The sequence below is a fragment of the Nocardia thraciensis genome, assembly GCF_054782435.1.
In genome coordinates this window covers 274,869-300,502 of record NZ_BAAGSM010000026.1, presented here as the reverse complement: position 1 = coordinate 300,502, position 25,634 = coordinate 274,869, and the positions used below count along the sequence as shown (strand labels likewise).

Genomic DNA, 25,634 nt, shown 5'->3' with positions numbered 1-25,634 from the left:
AACCCTTCTTCGTCAGTTACCCACGTGCGACTGCGCACGCTGCCGCGCCCACGCGTCGGCCGCGAGCACCTCGTCCAAGGTAGCGGGTTCCGCGCTCCACCGGTCCGCCGCCTCGACCACACGCGCCACCGTGCGCACGATCTCGGGGAACCGGATGTGCCCGTCGAGGAAGGCCTGTACGGCGATCTCGTTGGCGGCGTTGTAGACCGCCGTCACGCTACCGCCCGCCCGCCCGGCCTGCCGGGCCAGTTCCACCGCCGGGAACACCTCGTCGTCGACCGGCTCGAACTCCCACGTGAACGCCGTGCCGAAGTCCAGTGGCGCGAGCACTCCGGGCACCCGGTCCGGCCAGCCCAGCGCCAGCGAGATCGGCAGTTTCATATCCGGCGGGCTGGCCTGGGCGATGGTGGACCCGTCTGTGAAGGTCACCATCGAGTGCACGATCGACTGCGGGTGCACGGTGACGTCGATCTTGTCGTAGTCGATACCGAACAGCATGTGCGCCTCGATCAACTCGAGGCCCTTGTTCACCAGCGAGGCCGAGTTCAGGGTGTTCATCAGGCCCATCGACCAGGTCGGATGCGCCTTGGCCTCGGCCGGATTCACCGATTCCAGCATCTGCGTGGTCCACCCCCGGAACGGGCCGCCCGACGCGGTGAGCACCAGCCGGTCCACCTCGTCCGCGCGGCCGCCGCGCAGGCACTGCGCCATCGCCGAATGCTCCGAGTCGACCGGCACGATCTGCCCGGGCGCCGCGGCGCGGGTCACCAGCGAGCCGCCCGCCACCAGCGACTCCTTGTTCGCCAGCGCGAGCCGCCGCCCCGACTCCAGCGTGGCCAGCGTCGGCTCCAGCCCCAGCGAACCGACCAGCGCGTTGAGCACCACGTCCGCCTCCGTGCGACGCACCAGCTCGGTGACCGCGGCCGGACCCGCCAGCGCCACACCGAGTTTCGCGGCCGCGGCGGGATCGGCGACGGCGACGTTGGCGGTGCCCGTCGCCCGGATCTGCTCGGCCAGCAGCGCCGTATTGCCGCCGCGCGCGGCCAGCCCCACCACCTCGAACCGATCCGGATCGGCGGCGATCACCTCCAGCGCCTGTGTGCCAATGGAACCGGTGCTGCCGAGCAGCAGGACTCTCACGATGTCGGACACACCCTCATTGTTCCGGACACGGCGCACCGACACCCGCTCACCCCGCTGGCTACGACGGACGGTCGTATGACAACATGGTGACGACAGTCTGTACCTGTTGTGCAGCAACCCGTACTGATGGGAGCGAACGTGTCCGCCACGGAACTGGAACCCGCCAAGAGCGCCGTCGTCACCAAGGTCGACCCCGCCGAGGTTCCGTCCGCGGCATGGGGCTGGAGCGGCGAATCGCGGCGCACCTTCAAGGTCGCGGGCTGGGTGGTCGTGGTGATTCTGCTGGCCATGCTGTTCGAAGGGCCCCAGGGCAGTTCGTCGGGCACCGGCAATATCGGCTACCTGTTCCTGATCGGCTCCGCCCTCGCGCTCGCGGCCGTGTTGATCCGCGACTCCTTCCTCGGGAACAAGCCGCGCTAGTCCCTCATCGGCCCCGGCGGCGGCTCGACCTCTTGCGGCCCGGGTGTGAGTTCTTCCGTCCGGCGGTCCCGCGACCGCCGGACGCCTTTCGCTCCGGCTTGTCCTCGGGCGCTGCGGTTCTCGCGTGCGGCCGGGAGCGGGAACTGCGCTCGGTGCGGCCGCGCACGATGCCGATGAACTGCTCGATCTCCTCGGACTCGTGCTCGATCGGCCACGCCAGGGCGATCTCGGTATCCGGCACGTCGGTCACCGTGCGGAAGACGAGATCGCGCCGGTGGTGCAGCCGCGCCAGCGAATGCGGCATGATCGCGGCGCCACCCACCGCGGCCACGAGTTCGACCGTGCCCGCCAGGGCGTCGATATCGCTCGCGTCCTGCATGCGCTCATCGGCCAGATCCGCCGCGGACACCTCGTCGAACAGCGAGATCGGGTGATCCTTGGGCACCACGACGACCGGCAGCTCGCGGTAGAGCGGTATGGCGTGCATGCCGTCGCGATCGATCGGCAGGCGCACGAAGCACATATCGACCCGGCCGTCCCGCAGCGCCGCGTCCTGCTCGGCCTGCGGCACCCCGATCACGTCCAGCGGACTGTCCGGAAACCGGTCGGCCCACCGGCGCGCCCACTTGGCGACGGTCACGCCCGGAACGTAACCGATCCGCAGCGCGCCGGGAGCGAACTCGTTCATTCCAGCAAGGGTATCGGGGAGTGCATCGGTCCCCGAGCACAGTCGGCCCGAAGTGACGGGCCGGGATGCGACCGCCGCCGACCCGGCCGTCACGCTCGGTTCATCGGGGACCGGCGAAATAGGACCGCGACCCCAAGGTCATATCCACACAGGCCGCGAGCAGGATGTCGCGTTCCACTCGGTCGACGCGGTGCGGCACCGACACCCGGATTCCGCTGATCGCAAGGCGATTCGCGTCCGGCGGGGCGTCGGTCGCGTGCACGAGTTCGAGGCAGCCGACCTCATTCCCCGATTGATCGAGCAGCAGCAGGCGCGACGACCCCGGCGCCGGGCCGGGGGCGGGATCCGGGACGAAGTGGAACAGCGTGCCGCCGGTCGAGGCGACCGCCGTCGCGGTGTCGGCGTGCAGGATGGCGCCCACGGAGACGCCGTCGCCGCGATGCACCCGCGTCCACGCGGCATCCTTCGACTCGATCCAGACCGTGGATCCGTCCGAGCAGGAGATCTGGCACCGGACGCGAGCGGAACCGCGCAGATTCGCCAGCCTCGCGCGAACTCCGGCCTCGGCCCGGTGCTCGGCGACCGCCAGCAGGTCCCCGGATCCGGTCCGGAAGGTCACCTTCGGCGCGTCCGTCGCCGCGTACTCCACTCGGCCCTCGATCGTCGTCGACACGTTCGGCAGGGCTGACATAGGAGAATGTTATTGCTGTGAGCTGGATCTCACAGTGATTTGCGATCCCTCGGCCGATGCGCGTGACGGCGGCGGCCCGCACCGGAGACCATCCGGCCGTTCCCTGTTACGACTGTCGGCGTTGCTCAGCCTGATCATGGTCGGCTATCTCGCGGGTTTCGGATCGCTGTTGACCGTCGGCGGACGCCTCGGTGACCGCCTCGGCAAAGAAGGGTCGGGCGTTGTAACCAGCCTCACACACACGCCGAAAGTGAAACGGCTCGTGACTGTCCTGTGCAGATGTGTTCGCATTACCATGGAGGCTCCGATGCATCGTCGGTCACGACGTCGGGCTTGCCGTGACAGCGGTGCTTCCTACCGAACCTCGGAGTGAATCCCATGGTCGCAGAACCCGTCCGGATCGACCGCATGGATCCGCTGGTGGTCGAGCGCGGTCCGACGGCACTGCGCATAGCGGTCGGCAGGCAACTGCGCAAGCTACGGGAGCAGCGCGGCATCACCCGCGAGGCCGCCGGTGACCACATCCGCGGTTCGCACGCCAAGATCAGCCGCCTCGAACTCGGTCGGACGGGATTCAAGGAACGCGACATCCGAGATCTGCTGACGCTCTACGGCATCGCCGACGACCAGGGTTGCGACGAATTCCTGGACCTGGTCCGCAAGGCCAACGAGCCCGGCTGGTGGCACCGCTACAGCGATCTGCTGCCCGCCTGGTTCGAGACCTATCTGGGCCTCGAATACGCGGCGAAGTCGATCAGAACCTTTGAGGGGCAACTGGTTCCGGGCCTGCTGCAGATCGAGGAGTACACCCGCGCGGTGGTGGCGCTCGGCCACCAGAGCACCGAGGCGACGCGGCGGGTGGAGCTGCGCAGACGACGGCAGGAGATTCTCGACCGGCGCGGCGGTCCCACCCTGTGGGCGGTGCTGGACGAGGCCGTCACGCATCGCCCGATCGGCGGCGTCGACGTCCTGCGCGCGCAGCTCGAACATCTGGTCGCGATGTCCGCCAGGCAGAACGTGACAATCCAGGTACTGCCCTACGCCGCCGGCGGCCACCCCGCCGCGGGCAGCTCCTTCACCATGCTCCGCTTCGCCGAACCCGAATTACCCGACCTCGTCTACATGGAACAACTCACCAGCGCCGCCTACCTCGACCGCCAAGAAGACCTGGACCACTACCGCCAGGTAATGGAACAACTAACCGTCCAGGCCGAACCCCCGGAACGCTCCCGCAAAATCCTCCAGGAGAGGATCGCGAGGCTGTAGGACGAACACGGTTCGCTCAGCCCTCGGCGGCCAGTTGGCCGTAAGCACGCCGAAAACCATCGCGTACCGGTCAGTTTCGATCACGGGGTAACCAAGCCACAAATTGCGACGGTGGCTTCTATCCAGTTCAGTTTGAACTTGACGCTACGGAACCGTAAGTCGCCCAAGAATGATTAGCACAGTGGGCGGTGCAGGCGTAATCTGAACAAGCTGTACCCGCGAGAGTCGTCGACAGAGCTGTCGATTACCGTCGTACCGACCTCAATAGCGACCTACTCCGGTCGTAAATAATTTCTCCCAAATATTTTCGCAGCACTGGCAGCCCACTCAAATGCTCATCCACCACCCGCGGCCACGCTGCCATCACCTTCGTGACCGTATTTTCAGCTTCTAGCGCCAGATCGGCATCGGTTACACCAAACTTCTCCTGCAGTCGCCTGAAGCTATCGGTTGTTACCAGATCAAAGCGCTTGCTGCCAAATAATTTTAGCCCGAGATCTTCCGGCTCCCCCCCAATCCGGTAGACACCGGTAGACACAATATCATATGCCGGGGAAAGTGTGGGACGCCGAGGATCATGGTAAACTAGCGACCAATTCTTAAGATGAGCATCACCGTTGTCTATTAGAATATTGAAGACTAGCCGTCGAACAAATTCAAGCAGAGAATTGAGATCTCGGCGTCGATAGATCTGACCGGCGACAGTCTCAAGATTGCCCGTATATTTATCTCGTGGATACACATTCCGAACCTGCGCAAGGTCCTCAATATGAATCAATTCACGATGAGAGCTGCGGTCGAACCGACGTATCGCATAGGCCCACACTTCATCGCCGGGCCACACATTATCCGGTAAACCAGAAATCAAATCGCGATGAACCAGTCGAATATCTGGGACTTCGATTCCCGCAGCACTCGCCAATGACATCATGGAGAATTCGTTTCTCGGTAAATCTGCAAACTGGCGATCCGGCAATTTGACAATCCAGTCGCCATGTTCACCAAATGCTGGGAGAGTCAGCCGATCCTGGTCAGCGAGGACTGAAAATTTCAGTTGGACACCCGCGAGAGACATCCGCCACCCAGGGTTATCCCCGCTCCTCGCGATAGACGTAGCTGGGAGGTTCTGCTCAGGATTATTCCATTCCGCTTCCCCGGGGGATACATCAAATGGCATAACACGCACCGCGCCAGGTAGATCATGCCCAACGTGAGCCAATAGCTCCATCTCACGATCTACAGAAACTCCGCGATCATCGGCAACCCACTCACGAATTCGCCCCTCCGGCAAGAGATTGGAGAACCATGGAGGAAGCCGTAGGGCAGATGCATGAGTCTTGCTTAACTTTTCATCTTCAAATACCAGACCAAGGACAGCACGATCCGCATCTTCTCTATATTCCTCCGAGAATGCAAAGCGCGAGTAATCACCACGCTGGTGAATTACACCAACGCGCTTATCTCCGAGCCATACTCCGTGCAAGACCTCCCTTTCAGCCATTCTCAGCCTCGTCAGGATCTTCCACTTCCAATTGCTTCAACGACGGCGTATCCTCAAAATTCCATTCACACATTCTGGACAGGAAACTTCGCAGTTTAGCATCCAGAGCCGCTTGACGAATCTTCAAGAATTCCAAGACATCATCTTCAAGAATCTTGTCGACGGCACGGGTCGGGATAAGATGCGACTCCATAATCTTAGACCACATGTCGTCATCCAGGGCCAGCGATCGCTTCGATAGCAGGGCTATTATCGACTTGGAATCATCTTCCAAGCTTGGTAGAAGAATTCTATTCGCGGCCCATATCCGGTAATCGATCGGTACGCTAGTACGCGGCACGATATAGCGGACAGCATCGAGTGCTGTCTGACGATCCACCAACGACTCCGCGAGCTCGACACGATCGATTTCATTACCATTATCGAAGGACCGGGGCCTATTATCCCACCATGAACATAGGATGATTTTAGTTGACGCCTCGTTACTTCGAAAACGCCGCAAATCTGGGTACTCGGTATTGGGGCGGTCAACCAGCCTGATCAGTTCATCGAGCGAACCCAGCAGATCGCCGGGCTTTACTGCGTAGTTGAGGAACCGAATAGCGCCTGTGTTACTCCCCTTGAAAATTTCGGGTCCAGTTACGGCTGCGCGCCAAAACCACCGCCTGAGCAATACTGTTGACCGGTCATCCAGCGTGGGGAAGTGTGCAAAGAATCGCGTCAATACAACAAGAATGTGACGATAAGGCAACAGACTAAAGTGAGGAACCCCTGCGTGGTTCTGAAGGAAAATTATGGATCGATGCAGGGCATCCTTACCAAGACCATAGGCAGTGTCCCTGTCCTCGTCTGGAAAGTCTATTATGGCCTGGCCCGCTTTGTGGCCACGTCGAACAACGTTCTCAACTCCGAAGTCGTTACGAATCTCGCGCCGCACGTCAGGTCCTCTACGTGCAAATATGGCATTAGCCACGGTCTCATCATCGATAACTCCGAAGCCAAGCTCACCATCCAACTCGGCGGCGATTGTACTAAAAGTTAGTTTGTTCTTTACATCTTCATCCTGCGCAAACAAAGTGGAAAAGATTTCCGCTCTGCTCAATCGTTTTCCGTAGCTATTCATACGGTCGAAGATGTCCTGAAGAACCTTCGGGTCGTCCTGAGATACTTCGTAGGCAGGTATCTGAAACTGTCTCAGAGTCTTCGTAATCTCATTTGCAGCGTCAACGTAAGCAACGGCCTCACTATACCGACCGAACCACCCCAATATCTTAGTCAAATCAAATAGCACAGAGAGCGGAATTACTGTGGGATCATCGACTTGAGGCCTACTTACAAAAGCTCGATTGCGAAGGTCATAAGCAATGTCGAAGGTTGGATCACCAGTAGCCGGGGAATGCAGCGCGTTCGCCAGGCTTGTCAATCGCTGTTGCCCGTCGACAACAAACAGTGCTCGATCCATCGCGGGCGCATTGATCGACAATGCGCCAATTGTAATGCGCTCCGCTCGAGCAGACCGCCGCCACAGCAGAAGAGAACCGACTGGATAACCGAGAACAATACTGTCGAAGAGACGAATCACATCATGACGCTGCCATCGGAAGCTTCGCTGGAAGTGAGGAACACGAATCCGCCCATCCCATGCAAGTTTCATCAGGTCCTCAACCGTGAACATTGTGGCTTGTGGCCGAGAGTCGAGTCCAGAGGTCATGCTGCCAGCCCATCAGTGTCGGTGTAACGAGTCCTTCTACAGGGTAGCTGTGTTCCATAGCTGGCTTCATGATGTTCGCCGGCCCGTTGCGAGATCCAACATGCAGACAAGTTGGCGACTTGTTGGTCCTGCCGCCAGCTTGAACCGCGCCCGCTCCATTCGTCCACTTTCGTCCGGCAACGACTTTCGGCAGAGGCCAATGCGGGTAGGTACTACCCCTCGGCGGCCAGTTGGCCGCAGGCTGCGGCTATTTCCTGGCCTCGGGTGTCTCGGACTGTGCAGGGGACGCCCTGGGCCTCTACTCGGCGGACGAATTCGCGCTCGACGGGTTTCGGGGAGGCGTCCCACTTGGAACCCGGGGTGGGGTTCAGGGGGATCAGGTTTACGTGGACTCGGGAGCCCAGGGCCTTGTGGAGTTTGGAACCGAGCATGTCCGCGCGCCAGGGGTGGTCATTGATGTCGCGGATCAGGGCGTACTCGATCGAGACGCGGCGGCCGGAGCGGTCGGCGTAATACCTTGCGGCATCGAGGACCTCGGACACGGGCCACCGATTGTTCACCGGCACCAACGTATCCCGCAGCTCATCATCCGGAGTATGCAGGGAGACGGCCAAAGTCACCGATAGGTCCTCATCAGCCAGCTTGCGGATCGCCGGGGCCAAACCGACCGTCGACACCACCACATTCCGCTGCGAGATACCCAAACCATCCGGCGCAGGCGACGTAATACGACGAACGGCCGCGACCACGCGCTTGTAATTCGCCAGCGGCTCCCCCATGCCCATGAACACGATGTTGGACAACCGGCCGGGGCCGCCGGCGACCTCGCCGTCGCGCAGGGCGGCCGCGGCGGCGCGCACCTGGTCGACGATCTCCGCGGTGGACAGGTTGCGGTCGAGCCCGCCCTGGCCGGTCGCGCAGAACGGGCAGGCCATACCGCAACCGGCCTGGCTGGAGATGCACAGCGTATTGCGGTCCGGGTAGCGCATCAGCACCGATTCCAGCAGGGTGCCGTCGCCCGCCCGCCACAGCGATTTGCGGGTCGTCCCGTCGTCGCACACCACGTGCCGCACCTCGGTCAGCAGCGGCGGGAACAGCGCCTCGGCGATCTTGGCCCGCATCGGCGCGGGCAGATCGGTCATCTGCTCGGGATCGGCCTGCAGACGTCCGTAGTACTGCCGCGCGATCTGGTCGGCCCGGAACTTGGGCAGGCCGAGTTCCTCGACCACCCGGCGCCGCTCCGCCGCGTCGAGATCGGCGAGGTGGCGCGGCGGCATACCGCGACGCGGAGCATCGAAAACCAGCGGCAGGGGGGTTGTCATAACCGTTCCAGTGTCCCACGGCCGCGCGATCACATCGGTGGCGGCTCCACGTCGCAGGTGCCGCGGACCCGGTCGAAGGCCGCGCGGAACTCGGGATGGTCGCGGCCGAGCGCCGCGGCGTAGCGGTCGAGCGTGTCGTACTCCAGCTCGTCGGCCTCCTCGATCCGGCCCAGGGCGCGCAGGTCCAGGGCCAGATTGACCCCGCACTGCAGCGTGTAGGGATGATCCGGCCCCCGCACCCGGCGGCTGCGGTCGAGCACATCGGCCCCGATCTCGGCGGCCTCCTCGATCCGGCCGAGCCCGGCGAGATCGGAGGCCTCGCCGCTGCGGGCCGCCAGCGTGTAGGGGTGATCGGCGCCCAGCCGGACGGTGAACAGGTCCACGGCCTCGCGGTCGAGCCGCAGCGCCTCCTCGCAGCGGTCCCGGGGGCGCAGCGTCGCCGCGTAGTTGACCGCGCACGCCGCCGTGTACGGGTGGTCGGCATGCGCGGCCGAACACAGCCGGTAGGCCTCCTCCGCCGTCGTCGCGGCGAGACCCGGATGACCGGTGAGCCGGTAGTCGTTCGCGAGATTCGTTCGCGCCGCGACGGATTCGGGATGGTTGTCGCCGTAGACCCGCACATGGTCGATCAGCGTCGTCTGCTGCAGGTCTCGCGCCTCGCGGTACCGCCCCACCTTGCGGTAGGACACCGCCAGGTTCTTGCGGGCGCGCAGGATGTTCTGCTGCAGCGCATTGGGAAACAGCTCCCGGAACTCCCCCAGCACCCGTTCCTGCAGAGCCACCGACGCCTCGTACGCACCCAGTTCCCGATGGTTGCGAGCGACGTTGTTCACGCAGTGCAGCCGCAGGATGGCGTCGTCGGCCAGCAGCGGATCGCTGCGGAAACGCTCGTAGTTGCCCGCGTCCAGATCCATCGCGTCCGCGAAGCGGCCCAGCATGCGATAGGACACGGCGAGGTTGTGCGCCGCACGCAGTGTTTCGATGTTGTTGTCGCCCAGGCATTCCCGGGCCCACGCGTGCGATTGTTCGTTGAGTCCGACCGCCCCGGCCCAATTTCCGGCCATGCGCATGCACGCGGCCATGAGGTCGCTGGACCAGACGTACTCCTCGGGGAACCGGCCGCGGGACTCCTCGACACCCGACCGCGCCGCCGCGGCGGCATCGTGGGCGCGCGACCAATCACCCAGCTGCCACAGCGCGTTGCCGGTGACGATCCGGATGCGGACCACACGGATATCCTCGGCTCCCAGCAGCGCCGACCAGGACTCGGCGGCCTGCAGTCCCAGCCCGGCCGCCGCGGTCAGCTCGCCCTGGATCCGCAGCGCGTCCACGACGTTGCGGATCAGATCCGGCAGCTGCGCGCACGGGTCGTCCGGATCCGCGACCAGCGGACACGACAGCACCTCGATCTCCGCCACCTGCTGCCACAGCCACAGGTACCGGTTCCACAGCGACGGCACGCCGGAGCGCTGCGGGTCGGCGTCGCACAGCACACGGTGCGCGACGTGCTGGTTCTCCTCGGCGAGCTCCCGGGGCAGGAATTCCCGGATGCCGTGCCACGGGATCGCGTGGATCTTCAGTGCGCGGCCGCCCTCGGTGAGCGGATCGGCGCAGATCTCGGCCACCGAATCCCGGGTCACCAGGTCGAGGACCCGCTTGCGGCGGTGCTCGTTGCCCAGCGCCTCGGCGAGTTCCGCGGGCAGCCGCGCCCCCGGCCGCCGCTCGGTGCCGGGCAGCTGCGATATCAACAGCGCCAAGGGAATCGGCTGATCGGCGGCGAAGCACGTCAGCAGCCGCAGCAGGTGCCCGGCCGCCCAGGCGTCCGAGCCCACCGGCTCGTCGAGCAGGGGGCGCAGCGAGTCGCCGATGATCGAGGTGGCCCGCTTGTATACGCCCGGCTCGTTCTGCAGCAGCGCGAACGGCTCCGACCGCACCCGCGCCAGTAGCGCCTCGTCGACGTCGTCGGTGCCCCGGGATCCGCGGTGCGCCAACGCGTTCAGCAGCACCGGGCTGCCGTCGACGGCACTGCTGAAGCGCTCCGCCAGCCGCTCGGGCAGGCCGTGGACGTGCCGCTGCAGCAGGGCCGCGCCCTCGTCGACAGTGAACATCGGCACCGGGACCGGCCGCGGGTTGTCCCAGTCGGCGACCTTCGAGGTGAACAGCACGTGGCCGGGACCGTCCCACGGCACCATGTCCGACAGCCGCGCCGGTTTGCGCGGCAGCGGCAGCTCCTCGCCGACGGTCCGGTAGTGGTCCGGCGTCACGTTGTCGTAGACGATCAGATACCGCTTGGCGGACCCGCGCAGCGCCGCTACGACGTCGTGGTGGCGGGTGGCGCGCGGCAGTGAATCGGGCAGGCCCAGTGGCCCGGCGAGCTGGCCCAGTTCGGTGCGCATGACCGCGCCGTTCTCCCCCGAGATCCAGGCGATGAGGTCGTACTGCGACCGGAAGCGGTGCACGTAGGCCGCGGCCAGCCACGTCTTCCCGCTGCCCGCCACCCCGGTGAGCACGGCCGCCCCGGCGGTATCCAGCTGGGATCGAATCCGGTCGAGTTCGCGGTCGCGGCCGAAGAACCAGGCGGGCTGATACCGGGGCAGGCTCTTGGACTGGAAGTCGACGAACATCTCCTGGCGCGGATACCGCACCGGCGTGCGGCCCGCCTGGCCCAGTCGCTCGCCGGTCGCTGCGGGGTCGGCGCCCAATGCCTGCAACACCTTCGACCGCGCCTGTGCCTCGTCGGGCAGCAGCCGCAGGTCCACGGCGGCGATCCGGCCCGCCTCGGCCGGGACCTCGGCGGCGGTGCCGACGATGACCGCGAGCACACCGGCCGGATCGGTTTCGGCCTCGCGCCAGTCCTCGGGCGCGATCGCGGCGGCGCGCACGAAGCTGCCGCTGATCACCAGGATCGCCGAACCGGCACCGGCCGCAGCGGCGGGATCCCATTCGGACCCGACCAGGCGGGTCCGAATGTCGAGCCCGGCCTCGGTGCCGATCTGCTGGAGCCACAGCGCCCAGACCGTGTCCTCGGGGGCGTGGACCACGTCGATCGGCTCGGCCATCGGGGTCGAGTGCGGTGCACTGGGCGCCACGTCGCTTACTCCCATCGCGCTGTCGGGACGGCCGCACGGCCGTCGGGATCCGCTACGGCGGCGCGCCGCATCAGGGTTACGAAACGCCGACCGGCCGGGGTGAGCCGGTCGGATTCGAGCAGGGTGTCACATGCGGTGCGGGTCTGGTCCCGGACTTCGGCTGTGTCGGGAACGGATTCGGCGATTCCGTCGGCGGCGAGCCGTCCCCACAGCCGCGCCACCGCCAGGTGCGCGTACACCCCGTGCAGCACCGCGCTGGTCGGCCGCGGCTCGCTCCGCCAGGGCGAGGGCAGCACGGCCGGGCCGTCGGTCTCGATCAGCGGCACGATCTCCATCAAGGCGCTCAGCTTCGAATGCTGGAACTCGTGCAGCAGCCCGGTGGCGGCGGCCACGGTGCCGGTGGGCAGCACCATCGCCGCGGCGCCGAAGGAATCGGCCAGCGTGGAGCTGCGGAACGGGCAGGTGTCCCGCGACCGCGGCAGCACGGACACAAAGCCCCGCGACAGCGGGGCAGCGAGTTCGGGGACCGCGGCGTGCAGCATCCGCACGGCCCCGTCGAACAGCCGCTGCCAAGTCCGGAATTCGTTGTCGCTCCACGGTTTCCAGCGCAGATCGGGATGCGCGGGCGCGATGTCGGGCCACGCGGACGGCGTCGGCGGCAAGTCGTCGAACTCGACGCTCACGGTTCCGGTCGGGGCCCGCGCGGTCAGCCGGCGCAGGGCGGTCCAGCGGCGACCCGCCAGGATGGGTTCGGCGGCGCCGCGGTAGCGCACCCGCGCGGTGGCCGCCGTCGGGCCGGTCCAGCAGCCCAGGCCCGGCAGCACCACCGCATCGCCGACCTGCGGCACCTCCAGGTCGAACGCGACGCGGGCCCGCATCGCCGCCGCGGCCGCGAAACCGGCCAGGTGCGCGATCGGCGCCGCTTCCTCCCGCCCAGCATCCGGACCCGCCGCGCACACCGCCACCCAGGCGCCGAATCGCGGGTGCTGCACCATATTTCGCACCACCGCGGGGTCGTGCCGCTGCACGGCGGCGAGGGTGTCGAAGCCCGCCCGCGCCAGGCGCCGCTGCGGTTCGTCGGGCCCGTCGCGCAGCACGGCCGCCAGGAAGGCGAGATTGCGGCTGACCCGGGCGCGCCGCAGCAGCGGCAGGGTCCCAGGATCGTCGGCGAGGACTGCCAGCGCGTCGATTTCGGCATCGGATACCGACACCACGTCCGGCTCCGCGCCGCGTCCGATCCCCGACACCATGGCGGCCTCCGTCGCGACGCTCACGCGCCACCGGCATTGTGGCCCGCGAAGATGATCCCTACCGAGGCACGGCGATGCAGCGCCGTGCGGTACGCCCGCATCACTTCGGGCCGATGCGCGCTGAGCAACTCGTCGAGCGGCAGATCGGCCAGATCCATTACGCCCCTTGCGTATTCGGGCTCCATCGCGCAACCTCCCCCCGGCGAACCGGATCGAGCCCGGTACCGCGACCGGATTCCGCCGATCGTTGCGCTCACCGTGGCTCTCTTCCTCGTAGCAGCTGCTATCAAAATAGCCGAAATACGCCCCCGCGAAACTTGCAATTGCCGGTGGCGCCTTGGGAATTGACGCTCGGCCTGGCTCCGGAACAGGGTGATGTCGCGGGTGCACGCGGCCGCGAGCGCGACGGCGACCACCAGCCCCACCGGCGGCAACGACCCGCCGCTGGATTCGACGGCCAGCGCGATCGCCGCCAGCGGCGTGCGCACGGCCGGGCCGAGGCATGCCGCCATCCCCGTGATCGTGAACGCCGCCGCCGATCCGGGCTGCAGCCCGGCCTCGAACGCGATCCGCCAGCACAGCGCCCCCGTGGTCGCGCCGATCACCATGGCGGGCCCGAACACCCCGCCGACGCCCCCGGTGTGCAGCGTCACCGAGGTGGCCGCGATCTTCACCACCGGCAGCACGGCCAGCAGCCACAGCGGCAGCGCGGCCACCGCGACCTCCGACAGCCCCATCGACACGATGCCGTAGCCGGTGCCCAGCGTCATCGGCAGGAAGATCCCGACGGTGCCCAGCGCCGCACCCGCCACCGCCGCCGTGGCCACCGGCCATCGCCGCAGCGGCGCCGTCAGGCGACCCACCGTGTGGAACGTCCACACGTACAGCCGGGCCACCAGCGCGCACACCAGGCCCACCGCGGCCAGCAGGGCGGTGCTGCCCGGATCCCACAGCGCGCCGAGATTCGCGTCGCCGAACATCGGCCGGTACCCGTACACGGCGACGAAGATCCCGAAGGCTACCGGCACCGCGGGCAGCGCGAAAATCAGTGCCGCCCAATCAATACCGCGACGGCGCATCAGCTCACCGGCCAGCAGCACCCCGCCGATCGGCGCCTGGAACAGGGCGCCGACGCCCGCCCCCAGCGCGGCCGCGACGACCAGGCCGCTCTCGCCCGGCGTCAGCCGCAGCCGACGGCCGACCGCGGCGCTCAGCGACGCCGACACCTGGGCGACCGGCCCTTCGGTACCGCCCGATCCGCCGGAGCCGAGGGTTACCGCGGTCCCGCCGAGCTTGCTGAGCGCGCCCCGCACGGTCAGCCCGGACAGGTCGCGGCCGTTGACGGCGTTGATGACGCCGTCGGTCCCGTTCACCTGCCTGCCCCCGAGCCGCGACAGCAGCACCGCCGTCACCATTCCACCCGCGACCAGCAGCGGCAGCAGCAGCCACGCGCCGCGATCGCGCAGCGGTTCCAGCGGCGCGTACCACAGCCCCGCGCCGATCGGTTCCAGCGGCAGGACCGCACCCAGCAGTCCGTGCGTGGCTACGTCCAGCAGGGCCCGCAGCGCGACCGCGCCGAGCCCGGCGGCGACCGCGGCCAACAGCACCGCCGACCAGCGAACGCCCCACCTCCGAGATCGTGACGGATCGGCGCCGCTCATCGCGGTCCGTCGTGGGCGCCACCGGCGGCATCGAGCAGTTCGCAAGCCTCCGCGACGGCCGCGGTATGCGGCCGCGGGGCCGTCGACAGGACGCCGGACAGGGTGGCCGCGATCGCCGGGGGCAGCGCACTCGCCGTGACGGCGTGCACGACGCGGGCGACGGCCTGGCGCAGGGCCTCATCGATCTCCGCCACCGGCACGGTGGGAAGTAGTCGGGCCGCGTAGCGGAACTGCTCGGTGATGCGATCGGCGAGTTCGTCACGGGGATAGGCGGATTGCGTGGCGATGTCCAGATAGGCCCGCGCGATCTTCAACATCAGGATCGCGGTCCGATCGCCGGTATCGCCGGTGCTGTCGGCCGCCGAACGCCCTGCCGCCAGATACAGATCCACCGCTTCCCACCCGTGCAGCGGTTCGCCGGTGATCTCCGATCGCCACAGCAGGGCATCGCCGAGTCGTTCGGACAGTTCCGCGCGGGCCGGATCCTCGGTCTCGGTGGTGTCGAGCGCGGTGCGCAGCACCCGGGTGGCGTCGGTCAGGAATTCGCCGCCGCCGACCGCGGTGAAGCGCCGCAGCAGCAGGTCCCCCAGCCGCACCAGCGCCGACGTCGGCTCGTCGGTGTCGGGGACCTCGTCCAGCGCCGCCTTGGAGACGGCGATCGCCTCATCGAGATCGGCTGCGTCACCGCGGCTTTCCCAGCGACGTCGCAGCAGTCCGCTCAACATCGCCAGCAGTTCGGCGCGCTCGGGACGCCCCACCGGCACGGTCTCGAGGGCGCGGCGCGCGGCGCTCAGCGCCGACTCCTCGTCGCCCAGCCGCGCGGCCGCGGCGGCCTCACGGACGACGGTGTCGTAGCGGCGCTGCTCCTCCTCGCTCGGCGGCCGATCCCGCGGGTCCGGAAAGTTGGGTGCGATGCGCCGCAGCGTGTCGGGCGACAGGTAGGCGAAGGGTGAGCCGTCGCCCTCGGCCGGGCGCGAGACGGCCGCACGGAACACCGGTCCCGGAACGTCGTAGCGCTGCACGATGAACTGCGAGGCGGCGGCCAGCACCCGGGCCGCCTCGCTGCGCGGAATGGCGTCGCGCAGGATCTCGGCGACATCCGGACGGAACGCGAAGACCCGGCTGTCCTCCGGGATCGTATAGGGCGGCGCGGATCTCGACGTCGTGTCCTCGATCAGGCCACCGGCCAGCACCTCGGCCAGCACACTCGGTCTACTGCCGGGCAGCACCGCCTGCTGCACCAGCCGCATGATCGGCAACAGCAGCGGGACTTGGGCGAGGCTCGCCGCCAGCCGGAACGCCTCCGGCGTCGACGCCGCCCGGAAGCGCCGCACCCGTTCCAGGGCGTGGCGGCCCAGTTGCCGGTCCTGCCGAACGGCCAAGGTGCTCACGGAGTTCGGATCGGGTGGCTCGCCCCGCCGCAGCAGCGGGTACCCGGCGGTGCGGCGCTGCCCGGCCAGCAGTTGGGCCCACGGCCGGATCCAGCCGGGCGTCAGTTCCAGCACCGGAATGGCGGTGGTCGGCGTGCCCGCGGGTGCGACCAGGCGCAGCGGCGAGGGGTGGTCGGAGATCACGGAAGTTATTCGTCCGTGGCCCCACTGCAGACCGGTGCGGCGCCACAAGCTGTTGGGAAGCGGCTGCACGATCGCCACCGGCGACAGCGCCGCGAGCCGTTCCAGCTGCGCCGCCGCGCTCCCCCACCCCCAGGAATCGCCCAGGCAGGCGGTGAACACCATCACGACGCGGCACCCCGACGGATCGGCCAGCGCCGAGAGCGGACGGTCGGCGGAGCGGCGGGCGCCGGTGGCCAAACGCAGTGTCCCCGCGTTGTCCTCGTCGAGATACCACACGGTGACCTGGCGGAACCCGACCGAATCCACCAGTCGTCGCACCGCGGCGGCCAATCCGCTCCACGCCGCCATCGACGCGTGGCGGTCGAAGACCAGCGCCGCGTCCCGCCGACGCACCAGCTTCGGCGTCGTGACGGGCCACGCGACTCCGGTCCGGGCGGTGCGGTCCACGGACGCGTCCTCGTCGAAGACGCTCTCACGCGGGTCGGGCAACCGCTGCGCCAGCGGTCGCAGATCGCCGAGCAGGCTCGGGCCCGATTCCAGCGGCGAGGGTGCCGGCACCTCTATCTCGGTGCGGGCGGGCCAGGCGCCAGGACTTCCGGGCAGTGTCACCGCGCCGGAATCGCGCGGCAGCAGCGCATGGGCCGTCCCCGCGTCCGGGAGCGGGGGCGGCATCGCCTCGGGTTCGATCTCGGGCGGCGAATACTGCCGCGCGACAGCCGAATCCGGCTGATCGGTGATATGTTTCGCCAAATACAGCGCCTCGGCCACGGTGTCACCGTCGACATCCAGCCCGCGCAGCGCCTCGAGGAGTTCGGATAGGCTCTCCACCTCAGCCTCCGGTGTCCGTGGGCTGCATGAGCCGCTCGGCCAGTCGCTGCCGGTCCACCTGCGTGCCGTCGGCCCGCGTGGCCTGGGTCAACACGTGCAGGGCGATCAGCAGTCGGTCGGTCGGCAGCGTCCCCAGCTCGCTGCGTCGTCTGATAAAAGTGTCGATGATATCGCCGTATTCGTCTACCACCGATCCGCCGAGATGCGCGGCGACCACCCGTTCCAGCTGCGCGCGCTCGGGCCGCTCCAGCCGCAGCTGCAGGCAGCGCCGCAGGAACGCCGGGGGGAATTCCCGTTCGCCGTTACTGGTCATGACGATCACCGGAAAGGCGTTGCACTGCACGAAACCCTCACGCACGCCCACTCTTTCGCGGCCCTCGTGGGTGAAGACCTCGACCTCCGGCCGGTGCGCGCGGATCCGGCGCAACTCATCGATCTGATATTCGCCGTTCTCGAATACGTGCAGCAGATCGTTGGGGAGATCGACATCCGCCTTATCGATCTCATCGATCAGCAGCACCCGCGGTTTCGCATACGGCAGCAGCGCGGTTCCCAGCGGACCGAGCGTGATGTAGTCCGCCAATCCCGCCTCGTCGTCCACCTCTCGGACCCGGCGGATCTGCGCCTCCTCGAAGCGGCGCAGGGCATCGTAGGTGTAGAGGCCGTCGCGCAGGGCGCTGCGACTGGTGATGGGCCAGTGCAGGATCGGGCCCAGCTCCAGCTCGCGCGCGATCAGATACGCCAGCGAGGACTTGCCCAGCCCGGGCGCGCCGCTCACCAGCAGCGGCCTGCGGCACAGCAGCGCGGCGTTGATCACGTCGAGATCGGCCGATCGCAGCTGATGCGCGCCGATTCCGTCGCGCCCGAGCTTGCGGCTGATCTGGGTGGGCTGATCGGGCTGCTCCCGCGGGAACGGCAGCAGCGGATGCCCGGTGAACGTCCGCGCGATCATCGGTGGCGGCACGGCATCCCACGCGTCCGGGCGCGGCTCGCTCGTACCGCGGAATACATGCCAACTCGGTGCCGTCATGGCCACTCCCCTCCCGTCACGCCGGACCGGCCAGCGGAGGCGGACGCCGCCTGCTCTGGCCTGGTATGTCGACTATGTATACAACCTTGCGCCAGAACCGATCTCGTTCCTCGGATTCCTCCCGTGCCCGCTGCGCGCGCCAGATCTGGTCGTGCCAGTCGACCGGCGAGCGCCCGCCCAGGCGCCTGGTCAGCCGGGCACGGAAGGCGCTGCCCGCGCACTCCGCGCCGCAGCCCGGGTGCGCGGGGCAGCGCTCGTTGCGCCACAGCGTCACCGGCAGCGCGTTGGTCGCCGACGCGGTGAGCACGTGCGTCGTCGGCGGCTCGGTGACCCCGAGCGCATCGTGCGGGCCGTCCGCGGCGTCGTCGGGCGCGAACAGCTCCTGCAGGGTGGCCAGGCGCTCCGCGCGCGGGTCGTCGCACCGCAGCCACAGCAGGCCGTCGGATGCCCGCTGCCGCAGCCGATTCCACCGCTCCTCGAGTTCGACGAGCTGCTCGTCGCTCTTCTCCCAGGTACAGCTGCGCCGCAAGCGCATCGCGAATTTGCTGCCGAACGGCCGCTCGTCGGGCCGCAACCACTCGTACAGCGGTTCCTCGGTCAGATGCTCGTCCGGCAGCGCCACAACGATCTCCACCGCGTCGCGTGGGGCGTTGATATTGCTCAAATGCCGGTGCAGCGCGGACTTCAGGGCGTCCTTGGCATGCCCGTAGCCGGGGTATCGGCCCTCCTGCCCGAGCGGGATGATCTCCTGATCGCCGAACTTCCGCGCCACCTCGAACCGGTACGGCACCGGGGTGCGCTCGTCGGCGCGCGGGCCCTCCTCCGCCAGGATCACGCCGAACAGCCTGGTGACCGCCACCGAGGCCGGGCGCGGCGCCAGAAACAGCCGCTCGAACTCCGGGTAGTCGCGCGGCGGGATGATCTTCTTCGGGATCCGCCGCAGCCCCTCGGCGACCGCCGAATCGGACGGCAGGTGGTTCGGCGCCAGCGCGCAGAATCGGGCCAGGTCGAACTCCCTGTTCTGGCTCTCGGTGCCGACGTACTCGGCCACGTCACGCAGGGTGAGCAGGCGGGCGGGGGCGGGCGGGAAGGTATCTCGGAACAGTTCCCCGACCAGGCCGCTGGAGACCCCGCGCTCCGCCGCGATCGCGATCCGCGACAGCCAGCCGTGCACCTCGACCAGCCAGCGCCGCACCATCGCCTCCGGCCCGACCAGACGATCCGCCCAGGCCTGCTCGTCGCGATGATAGGCGTCGTGCGCGAGGACGATCTCCTCGTACAGTCCCGGCACGCGCAGTCGCCGCAGCCCCTCCAGGAGATAGGCGATCGCACCGCCCTGCGCGGCCCCGATGTTCTCGCTCGCCTTGACGAAACCGACCACCCCGCCGTGCCGGGACGACCACACCGGCCCGCCCGACATGCCCCGGATGACACCCCGGTCCCCGTCGATGGTGAAGAAGCGCGACGGCAGATGGGTGTCGCGGACGCGGTAGCCGTGATAGATCTCCACGACCCGCTCGACATAGCTCGGATTCAGTGCGCTGATGAGCAATTCGTCGCGCGGGGCCAGCGCGGGCTCGGCCATCAGCACACAGGGCGCGGTCACCAGGTCCGGGCGCTCGAGGCGGAGCACCGCGTGGTCGTCGAAATCCCACCGGCCGCCCTCGAGCGGCGGCGGGGAGGCGGCGACGACCTCGGCGGCGCACTCGCTGCCCTCGCCGAACGACAACCGGACGCGGCCGTTCGGTACACCGTCCGTGACATGCGCCGCCGTCACCGCGTAGCCCGGGGCCACGCGAAAGGCGGTACCGACCCGCTCGGCACCGTCGCGATCCGGCGCCACCGCCGCCGTGGCCCCTTTCAGCAATTCCTCGATATCCGCGTGCACCGGCACGGCATTATCACCCCTTCGCCCGCTCCCCGGCAGGCGGAGGGGCGCCCAGATCCCAGTCGAGCTTGACCTTCAGTGTGGCCTTGAGTCCGCCCGACGCCAGCACCGCCACGACGCGACCCGCGTCCACCGACAGCTCCAGCCCGAATTCCACCGATACCCGGTCCGCCCTCAGGCCCTCGACGCTCTGATGGACCGATGTCGCAACGCTTCTGATCGTGGGGGTCAGGTTCTCCAGCTTGAACCGGTCACGCAAGCCGACGTCCACGCCGCCCTGCTCGGGACCGTCCTCCTCGAGCCGGACGTACACGACCGTGCCGTCGGGCATCTCCACACGATCGACGTGTGCCATGCCTACCCCCCGTCCCGTCAGTGAACTGTGCGCCAACAGTACCGGCCAGGACACCGCGCGACACCGGAAACGCCCGGATCACCTAAACACCTTGAGCGGCAATATTTTTCGAGCAACTCCTGAGCTATTCCGAGGCGGCGGAAAGTAGCTCTCCGATAGCGCATTTCCCCCGGCGGCGACGGTGAACGAACCGGGCGAACCCGCGGAATATGCGTGCATTACCCATAGCCATCGGCAATGATCGAGATATGACCAGCGACGCCGCCTCGACCCCAGGCCCGGATCCGCACGCCGACAACTCCGCCGAGCCCCAGACCCCGCAGACTCCGACGACCCCATCGGCCACGCGCCCCACCACCACTCCCGCCCCGCGCAGGCGATCGCTCAAGACCCGCACCGGCTATACCTGGGTCGCCCTCGTCGCCGCGGCGGTGCTGGGTATCGTGCTGCTGATCTTCATCATCCAGAACCAGGACCAGGCGCAGGTCAACCTGTTCTTCTGGGAGTTCTCGCTGCCGCTCGGCATCACCATCCTGCTTTCGGTGATCGCCGGGGCGCTGGTGATGGGCCTGGTCGGCGGCTGGCGCATCCTGCAGCTGCGCCGGGCGGCGAAACGAAACTAGAGCAGTGCCGTGAACACCAGCCACGACACGAACGCCGACGGGAGCATGGAGTCCAGCCGGTCCATGATGCCGCCGTGGCCGGGCAACAGCGTGCCCATATCCTTGATGCCCAGCTCGCGCTTGATCTGTGATTCGACCAGATCGCCGCCGGTGGCCACCAGCACCACCGCGATGCCCGCGAGCACGCCGATCATCGAATTCGCCTGCAGCAGCAGCGTCACGGTGAGCAGGCCGCCGATGATGCAGAACACCATCGACCCCGCGAACCCCTCCCACGACTTCTTCGGGCTGATCGCGGGGACCATCGGATGCCTGCCGAACAGCACCCCCGCCACATAGCCGCCGACATCCGAGCAGACCACCAGAATCATGAAGGTCAGCACCCGCAGATTGCCGTCGTGCTGCAGCAGCTGCAGCACCGCGAACGCGGCCAGCAGCGGCACCCACGCCAGCACGAACACGGTGATCGCGGTGTCGCGCAGGAAGTTTCGCGGCGTCGCCGACAGGCCGTGATCGAACAGCCGCCAGCCCATGCACACCAGCGCCGTCCCCGCGAACGCCCCAGTCACGCCGTCGGCCCCGAACGGCCAGGCCAGCCACAGGATCGCCTGCCCGCCCAGGATCAGCGGGATGCGCGGCACCAGCACATCGGCCTCGCGCAGCCGCTTGGCCACCTCCCAGGTCGCGACCGCGATGGCCGCGGCGGCCACGCCGATGAGCACCTTCGGGACGAACAGCAGGATCGCGATGAGCGACAGCCCCAAGGCGAAGCCGACACCCAGCGCGGCCGGTAAGTTCCGACCGGCACGCGAAGACTTACCTTCCGGCTGTGCCGGTGTCACACCGGTCGCGTCGCTCGCCGGCGTCGCATCGCCGGCGGCGGCTTCTTCGGCCACCATTGTCCCGTCGCTCACTTGTCGTCCGCTCCGTCCGGCCCGGCGGGGAAACGCCCGAGGGCCTAGACCTCGAGCAGTTCCGATTCCTTGTGCTTGACCAGTTCGTCGATCTGGCCCACATACCTGTGGGTCACTTTGTCCAGTTCCTTCTCCGCGCGACCGACCTCGTCCTCGCCTGCCTCGCCGTCCTTCTGGATGCGCCCCAGCTCGTCCATCGCCTTGCGGCGCACGTTGCGAATGGCGATCTTGGCGTCCTCGCCCTTGCCCTTGGCCTGCTTGACCAGCTCGCGGCGCCGCTCCTCGGTGAGCTGCGGGACCACGACGCGGATGATGTGGCCGTCGTTGGTGGGGTTCACGCCCAGGTCCGAATTGCGGATCGCGGTCTCGATCGCCTGTAGCTGGGCCTGCTCGTAGGGCTTGATGACGACCATGCGCGGTTCGGGCACCGTGATGCCCGACATCTGGGTGATCGGCGTCGGCGCCCCGTAGTAGTCGACCACGACCCGGTTGAACATGCTCGGATTCGCGCGTCCGGTCCGGATGGCGCCGAGATCGTCCTTCGCCACCGAGACGGCCTTTTCCATCTTCTCCTCGGCGTCGAAGAGCGCTTCTTCAATCACGACCGTTTCCTCCACAGCGTTTCGTCGTATGTCGGTTCCGGTTCAGGACCGCACCAGGGTGCCGACCTTCTCCCCTGCCACCGCGCGGGCGATATTGCCCTTCACCAGTAGATTGAACACCAGAATCGGCATCTGGTTGTCCATACACAGGCTGAACGAGGTGGCGTCGGCGACCTTCAGCCCGCGTTCGAGCACTTCCTTGTGCGTGATTTCGGAGAACAGGGTGGCGTCGGGGTCCACGCGCGGATCGTCGGTGTACACCCCGTCCACCGCCTTCGCCATCAGGACCACCTCGGCGCCGATCTCCAGGGCGCGCTGGGCGGCGGTGGTGTCGGTGGAGAAGTACGGCATGCCCATACCGGCGCCGAAGATCACCACGCGGCCCTTCTCCAGATGCCGCTTGGCGCGCAGCGGCAGGTAGGGCTCGGCGACCTGGCCCATCGTGATCGCCGTCTGCACCCGGGTGTCCACGCCCTGCTTCTGCAGGAAGTCCTGCAGCGCAAGGCTGTTCATCACGGTGCCGAGCATGCCCATGTAGTCCGAACGGGCGCGCTCCATGCCGCGCTCCTCCAGTTCGGCGCCGCGGAAGAAGTTCCCGCCGCCGATGACCACCGCCACCTGCACGCCGGAGCCCACCAACTCGGCGATCTGCTCGGCGACCGTCTGCACCACATCGGGGTCCAGTCCGACGTTGCCACCGCCGAACATCTCCCCGCCCAGCTTGAGGAGCACTCGGCGATAACCCTTGCGGGCCGGTTCCGGGTCCGACATCGGTCTCCTTCAGCTCGGCAGACTGGTACACACGCGCGAAAAGACCATCCGGTGTCGAGAGGAACACAGGACGGTGACAAAAGCTCTGTCTATCCTGCCCTACTACCCCATCCGAACGTGAATCGACCCACGAATTCGCGACGGGTCGACGCATTTCGGACATCGGCACCGCCACGGCAAGAGCCCCCGCACGGTCGAACCTGTTGTGCGGGGGCTCTTTTCGCTGATCGGTCAGGCCTGGCCGACCTCGAACCGGGCGAAGCGGCTGACGGTCACGCCCGCGTCGTCCAGCAACTGCTTGACCGTCTTCTTGGAGTCGGTGACCGACGGCTGCTCCAGCAGCACGACGTCCTTGTAGAAGCCGTTGAGCCGACCCTCGACGATCTTCGGCAGGGCGCCCTCCGGCTTGCCCTCCTCGCGAGCGGTCGCCTCGGCGATGCCGCGCTCCTTCTCGACCAGATCGGCCGGGACCTCGTCGCGGGTGACGTAGCGCGCCTTCAGCGCGGCCACCTGCATCGCGGCGGCACGCGCGGCCTCGGCGGCGGCGTCGCCCTCGCCCTGGTACTCGACCAGCACGCCGACGGCGGGCGGCAGGTCCGAGGAGCGCTTGTGCAGATAGGTCGCGACCGGGCCCTCGAAGGACACGACGCGGCGCAGCTCCAGCTTCTCGCCGATCTTGGCGGCCAGCTCCTGCACGACCTGGTCGGCGGTCTTGCCGTTGACGTCGAGGGCCTTCAGCGCGTCCAGGTCGGCCGGGCGGGCCTTGGCGGCGGCCTCGGCGATATCCCCGGCGACGTTCTGGAACTCGTCGTTCTTGGCGACGAAGTCGGTCTCGGAGTTGATCTCGAACATGACGCCGTTCGACGCGGCGACCAGGCCCTCGGCCGTGGCGCGCTCGGCGCGCTTGCCGACGTCCTTGGCGCCCTTGATACGCAGCACCTCGACGGCCTTGTCGAAGTCGCCGTCGGTCTCCTCGAGCGCCTTCTTGCAGTCCATCATGCCGGAGCCGGTGAGCTCGCGGAGCCGCTTGACGTCAGCGGCGGTGTAGTTCGCCATCCTGGCGAGCCTCCTTGGAGTTAGGTGTGAGTCCGCTTAGCAACACCATGCCGACCGCTCCCGAACAGGAAGGGCCGGCACAGTGAACAACAACTGGCAACGCGGTAGAAGCGTCAAAGCACCGCTCAGAAGTCGGCCGGGGTCTTGGTGGCCGGGTCTTCCTTCAGCTCGGCCTCGGCCGCGGTCTCGACCGGAGCCTCGGCGGCGGGCGCCTCTTCGGTGGCAGGGTTGGCCTGGGCCAGCAGCTCCTGCTCCCACTCGGCGAGCGGCTCGCCGGCGCCGGCCTCCGGCTTGGCGTCGCCACCGGCGCGCGCGGCGCGGGCCTGCACGCCCTCGGCCACGGCGGAGGCCACGACCTTGGTCAGCAGCGCGGCCGAGCGGATGGCGTCGTCGTTGCCCGGGATCGGGTAGTCGACCAGGTCGGGGTCACAGTTGGTGTCCAGGATCGCGATGACCGGGATGTTCAGCTTGCGGGCCTCGCCGACGGCGATGTGCTCCTTGTTGGTGTCGACGACCCAGATGGCCGACGGCACCTTGGCCATGTCCCGGATGCCGCCGAGGGTGCGCTCCAGCTTGTTCTTCTCACGCGTCAGCATGAGGATTTCCTTCTTGGTGCGACCCTCGAAGCCACCGGTCTGCTCCATGGCCTCGAGCTCCTTCAGGCGCTGCAGGCGCTTGTGGACGGTCGAGAAGTTGGTGAGCATGCCGCCCAACCAGCGCTGGTTCACGTACGGCATGCCGACGCGGGTGGCCTCGGAGGCGATCGACTCCTGCGCCTGCTTCTTGGTGCCGACGAAGAGGACGGTGCCACCGTGGGCGACGGTCTCCTTGACGAACTCGTAGGCCTTGTCGATGTAGGTCAGCGTCTGCTGCAGGTCGATGATGTAGATGCCGTTGCGGTCGGTGAAGATGAACCGCTTCATCTTCGGGTTCCAACGGCGGGTCTGATGCCCGAAGTGCGCGCCGCTGTCCAGCAGCTGCTTCATGGTTACGACAGCCATAGCTCTCGTATCTCTCTTTCGTTTGCCGGTTGATGCAGGGATCGGCGATCCCCGCCCTGACGCCCGAGGCCGTCGGACCCGGGGTTTCGAGAACACTCGGGACCAGCCGACGACCGTGCAATGCGGGCGCGCGAAGTCGGCCCACACATGGTGAACCGCCCGGCCAGTCTACGCCGCCGCCCGGTCCGAACCTAATCGGCGATCAGGCGCCCACCTCTGTGCGCAGTACAAACGCGGCCGCAGACAGTTT

The 25,634-nt window shown here is 67.5% G+C and carries 21 protein-coding genes; 3 read left to right on the top strand and 18 right to left on the bottom strand.

Translation table 11 applies throughout. From position 1 onward, the window contains the following. Positions 1–12 precede the first annotated feature (12 nt). Complete coding sequence (dxr, locus tag ACYVLQ_RS17615) at positions 13–1,152, bottom strand: 1-deoxy-D-xylulose-5-phosphate reductoisomerase (RefSeq protein WP_460698551.1); 1,140 nt, start codon at positions 1,150–1,152, stop codon at positions 13–15. A gap of 129 nt (positions 1,153–1,281) precedes the next feature. Here dxr and ACYVLQ_RS17610 point away from each other — a divergent pair, with 129 nt between their 5' ends. Next, positions 1,282–1,563 (top strand): DUF2631 domain-containing protein, encoded by a 282-nt coding sequence (locus ACYVLQ_RS17610; protein ID WP_460698550.1) that lies wholly within the window; start codon positions 1,282–1,284, stop codon positions 1,561–1,563. A 4-nt stretch (positions 1,564–1,567) separates the two neighbouring features. Here ACYVLQ_RS17610 and ACYVLQ_RS17605 read toward each other — a convergent pair whose 3' ends face one another. Then, on the bottom strand, positions 1,568–2,251 hold the full coding sequence (locus ACYVLQ_RS17605) for a LysR family substrate-binding domain-containing protein (protein ID WP_460698549.1): 684 nt from the start codon (positions 2,249–2,251) through the stop codon (positions 1,568–1,570). 100 nt (positions 2,252–2,351) lie between these two features. Next, positions 2,352–2,942, bottom strand: coding sequence for a hypothetical protein (locus ACYVLQ_RS17600; protein ID WP_460698548.1), 591 nt, complete (start codon positions 2,940–2,942; stop codon positions 2,352–2,354). A gap of 378 nt (positions 2,943–3,320) precedes the next feature. On the opposite strand from ACYVLQ_RS17600, the gene ACYVLQ_RS17595 reads away from it, so the two are divergent. Next, a complete protein-coding gene (locus tag ACYVLQ_RS17595) occupies positions 3,321–4,208 on the top strand; it encodes a helix-turn-helix domain-containing protein (protein WP_460698547.1) in 888 nt (295 codons plus the stop codon). A gap of 244 nt (positions 4,209–4,452) precedes the next feature. Here ACYVLQ_RS17595 and ACYVLQ_RS17590 read toward each other — a convergent pair whose 3' ends face one another. The 10 genes from ACYVLQ_RS17590 to ACYVLQ_RS17545 all read right to left on the bottom strand — a co-directional run bounded on the left by ACYVLQ_RS17590 (position 4,453) and on the right by ACYVLQ_RS17545 (position 20,417). Continuing rightward, the gene (locus ACYVLQ_RS17590; protein ID WP_460698546.1) at positions 4,453–5,709 is read right to left on the bottom strand and encodes a type II toxin-antitoxin system HipA family toxin; all 1,257 of its coding nucleotides are present in this window, start codon (positions 5,707–5,709) and stop codon (positions 4,453–4,455) included. Next, on the bottom strand, positions 5,702–7,420 hold the full coding sequence (locus tag ACYVLQ_RS17585) for a DUF262 domain-containing protein (RefSeq protein ID WP_460698545.1): 1,719 nt from the start codon (positions 7,418–7,420) through the stop codon (positions 5,702–5,704). Before ACYVLQ_RS17585 ends, ACYVLQ_RS17590 begins: the two co-directional genes overlap by 8 nt. Before the next feature lie 212 nt (positions 7,421–7,632). Beyond that, on the bottom strand, positions 7,633–8,742 hold the full coding sequence (rlmN, locus tag ACYVLQ_RS17580; RefSeq protein ID WP_460698544.1) for a dual-specificity RNA methyltransferase RlmN: 1,110 nt from the start codon (positions 8,740–8,742) through the stop codon (positions 7,633–7,635). Between the two features lie 29 nt (positions 8,743–8,771). Further along, positions 8,772–11,831 (bottom strand): FxSxx-COOH system tetratricopeptide repeat protein, encoded by a 3,060-nt coding sequence (fxsT, locus tag ACYVLQ_RS17575; protein ID WP_460698543.1) that lies wholly within the window; start codon positions 11,829–11,831, stop codon positions 8,772–8,774. Positions 11,832–11,836: 5 nt separating this feature from the next. Further along, positions 11,837–13,105, bottom strand: coding sequence for an aKG-HExxH-type peptide beta-hydroxylase (locus ACYVLQ_RS17570; protein ID WP_460698542.1), 1,269 nt, complete (start codon positions 13,103–13,105; stop codon positions 11,837–11,839). Next, positions 13,102–14,742, bottom strand: coding sequence for a chloride channel protein (locus tag ACYVLQ_RS17565; protein WP_460698541.1), 1,641 nt, complete (start codon positions 14,740–14,742; stop codon positions 13,102–13,104). The genes ACYVLQ_RS17570 and ACYVLQ_RS17565 overlap by 4 nt, the downstream gene beginning before the upstream one ends. Beyond that, a complete protein-coding gene (locus tag ACYVLQ_RS17560) occupies positions 14,739–17,144 on the bottom strand; it encodes an SAV_2336 N-terminal domain-related protein (RefSeq protein WP_460698540.1) in 2,406 nt (801 codons plus the stop codon). The genes ACYVLQ_RS17565 and ACYVLQ_RS17560 overlap by 4 nt, the downstream gene beginning before the upstream one ends. Before the next feature lies 1 nt (position 17,145). After that, positions 17,146–18,174, bottom strand: coding sequence for an AAA family ATPase (locus ACYVLQ_RS17555; RefSeq protein WP_460698539.1), 1,029 nt, complete (start codon positions 18,172–18,174; stop codon positions 17,146–17,148). 16 nt (positions 18,175–18,190) lie between these two features. After that, complete coding sequence (locus ACYVLQ_RS17550) at positions 18,191–20,068, bottom strand: S1 family peptidase (protein WP_460698538.1); 1,878 nt, start codon at positions 20,066–20,068, stop codon at positions 18,191–18,193. Positions 20,069–20,075: 7 nt separating this feature from the next. After that, a complete protein-coding gene (locus tag ACYVLQ_RS17545; protein WP_460698537.1) occupies positions 20,076–20,417 on the bottom strand; it encodes a CU044_2847 family protein in 342 nt (113 codons plus the stop codon). Between the two features lie 248 nt (positions 20,418–20,665). On the opposite strand from ACYVLQ_RS17545, the gene ACYVLQ_RS17540 reads away from it, so the two are divergent. Next, complete coding sequence (locus ACYVLQ_RS17540; protein ID WP_460698536.1) at positions 20,666–21,040, top strand: LapA family protein; 375 nt, start codon at positions 20,666–20,668, stop codon at positions 21,038–21,040. Here the strand turns inward: ACYVLQ_RS17540 and ACYVLQ_RS17535 are convergent. From ACYVLQ_RS17535 to rpsB, 5 genes are all read right to left on the bottom strand, one after another. Next, positions 21,037–21,939, bottom strand: a complete 903-nt coding sequence (locus tag ACYVLQ_RS17535) for a phosphatidate cytidylyltransferase (RefSeq protein WP_460698583.1) — start codon at positions 21,937–21,939, stop codon at positions 21,037–21,039. The two genes, ACYVLQ_RS17540 and ACYVLQ_RS17535, sit on opposite strands and share 4 nt — an antisense overlap. 59 nt (positions 21,940–21,998) lie before the next feature. Beyond that, positions 21,999–22,556, bottom strand: coding sequence for a ribosome recycling factor (gene frr, locus ACYVLQ_RS17530; protein WP_068013905.1), 558 nt, complete (start codon positions 22,554–22,556; stop codon positions 21,999–22,001). A gap of 42 nt (positions 22,557–22,598) precedes the next feature. Beyond that, positions 22,599–23,327, bottom strand: coding sequence for a UMP kinase (gene pyrH / locus ACYVLQ_RS17525; RefSeq protein WP_460698535.1), 729 nt, complete (start codon positions 23,325–23,327; stop codon positions 22,599–22,601). Between the two features lie 231 nt (positions 23,328–23,558). After that, positions 23,559–24,383, bottom strand: a complete 825-nt coding sequence (tsf, locus tag ACYVLQ_RS17520; protein WP_460698534.1) for a translation elongation factor Ts — start codon at positions 24,381–24,383, stop codon at positions 23,559–23,561. 125 nt (positions 24,384–24,508) lie between these two features. After that, positions 24,509–25,384, bottom strand: coding sequence for a 30S ribosomal protein S2 (gene rpsB / locus ACYVLQ_RS17515; protein WP_460698533.1), 876 nt, complete (start codon positions 25,382–25,384; stop codon positions 24,509–24,511). Between the last annotated feature and the right edge of the window lie 250 nt (positions 25,385–25,634).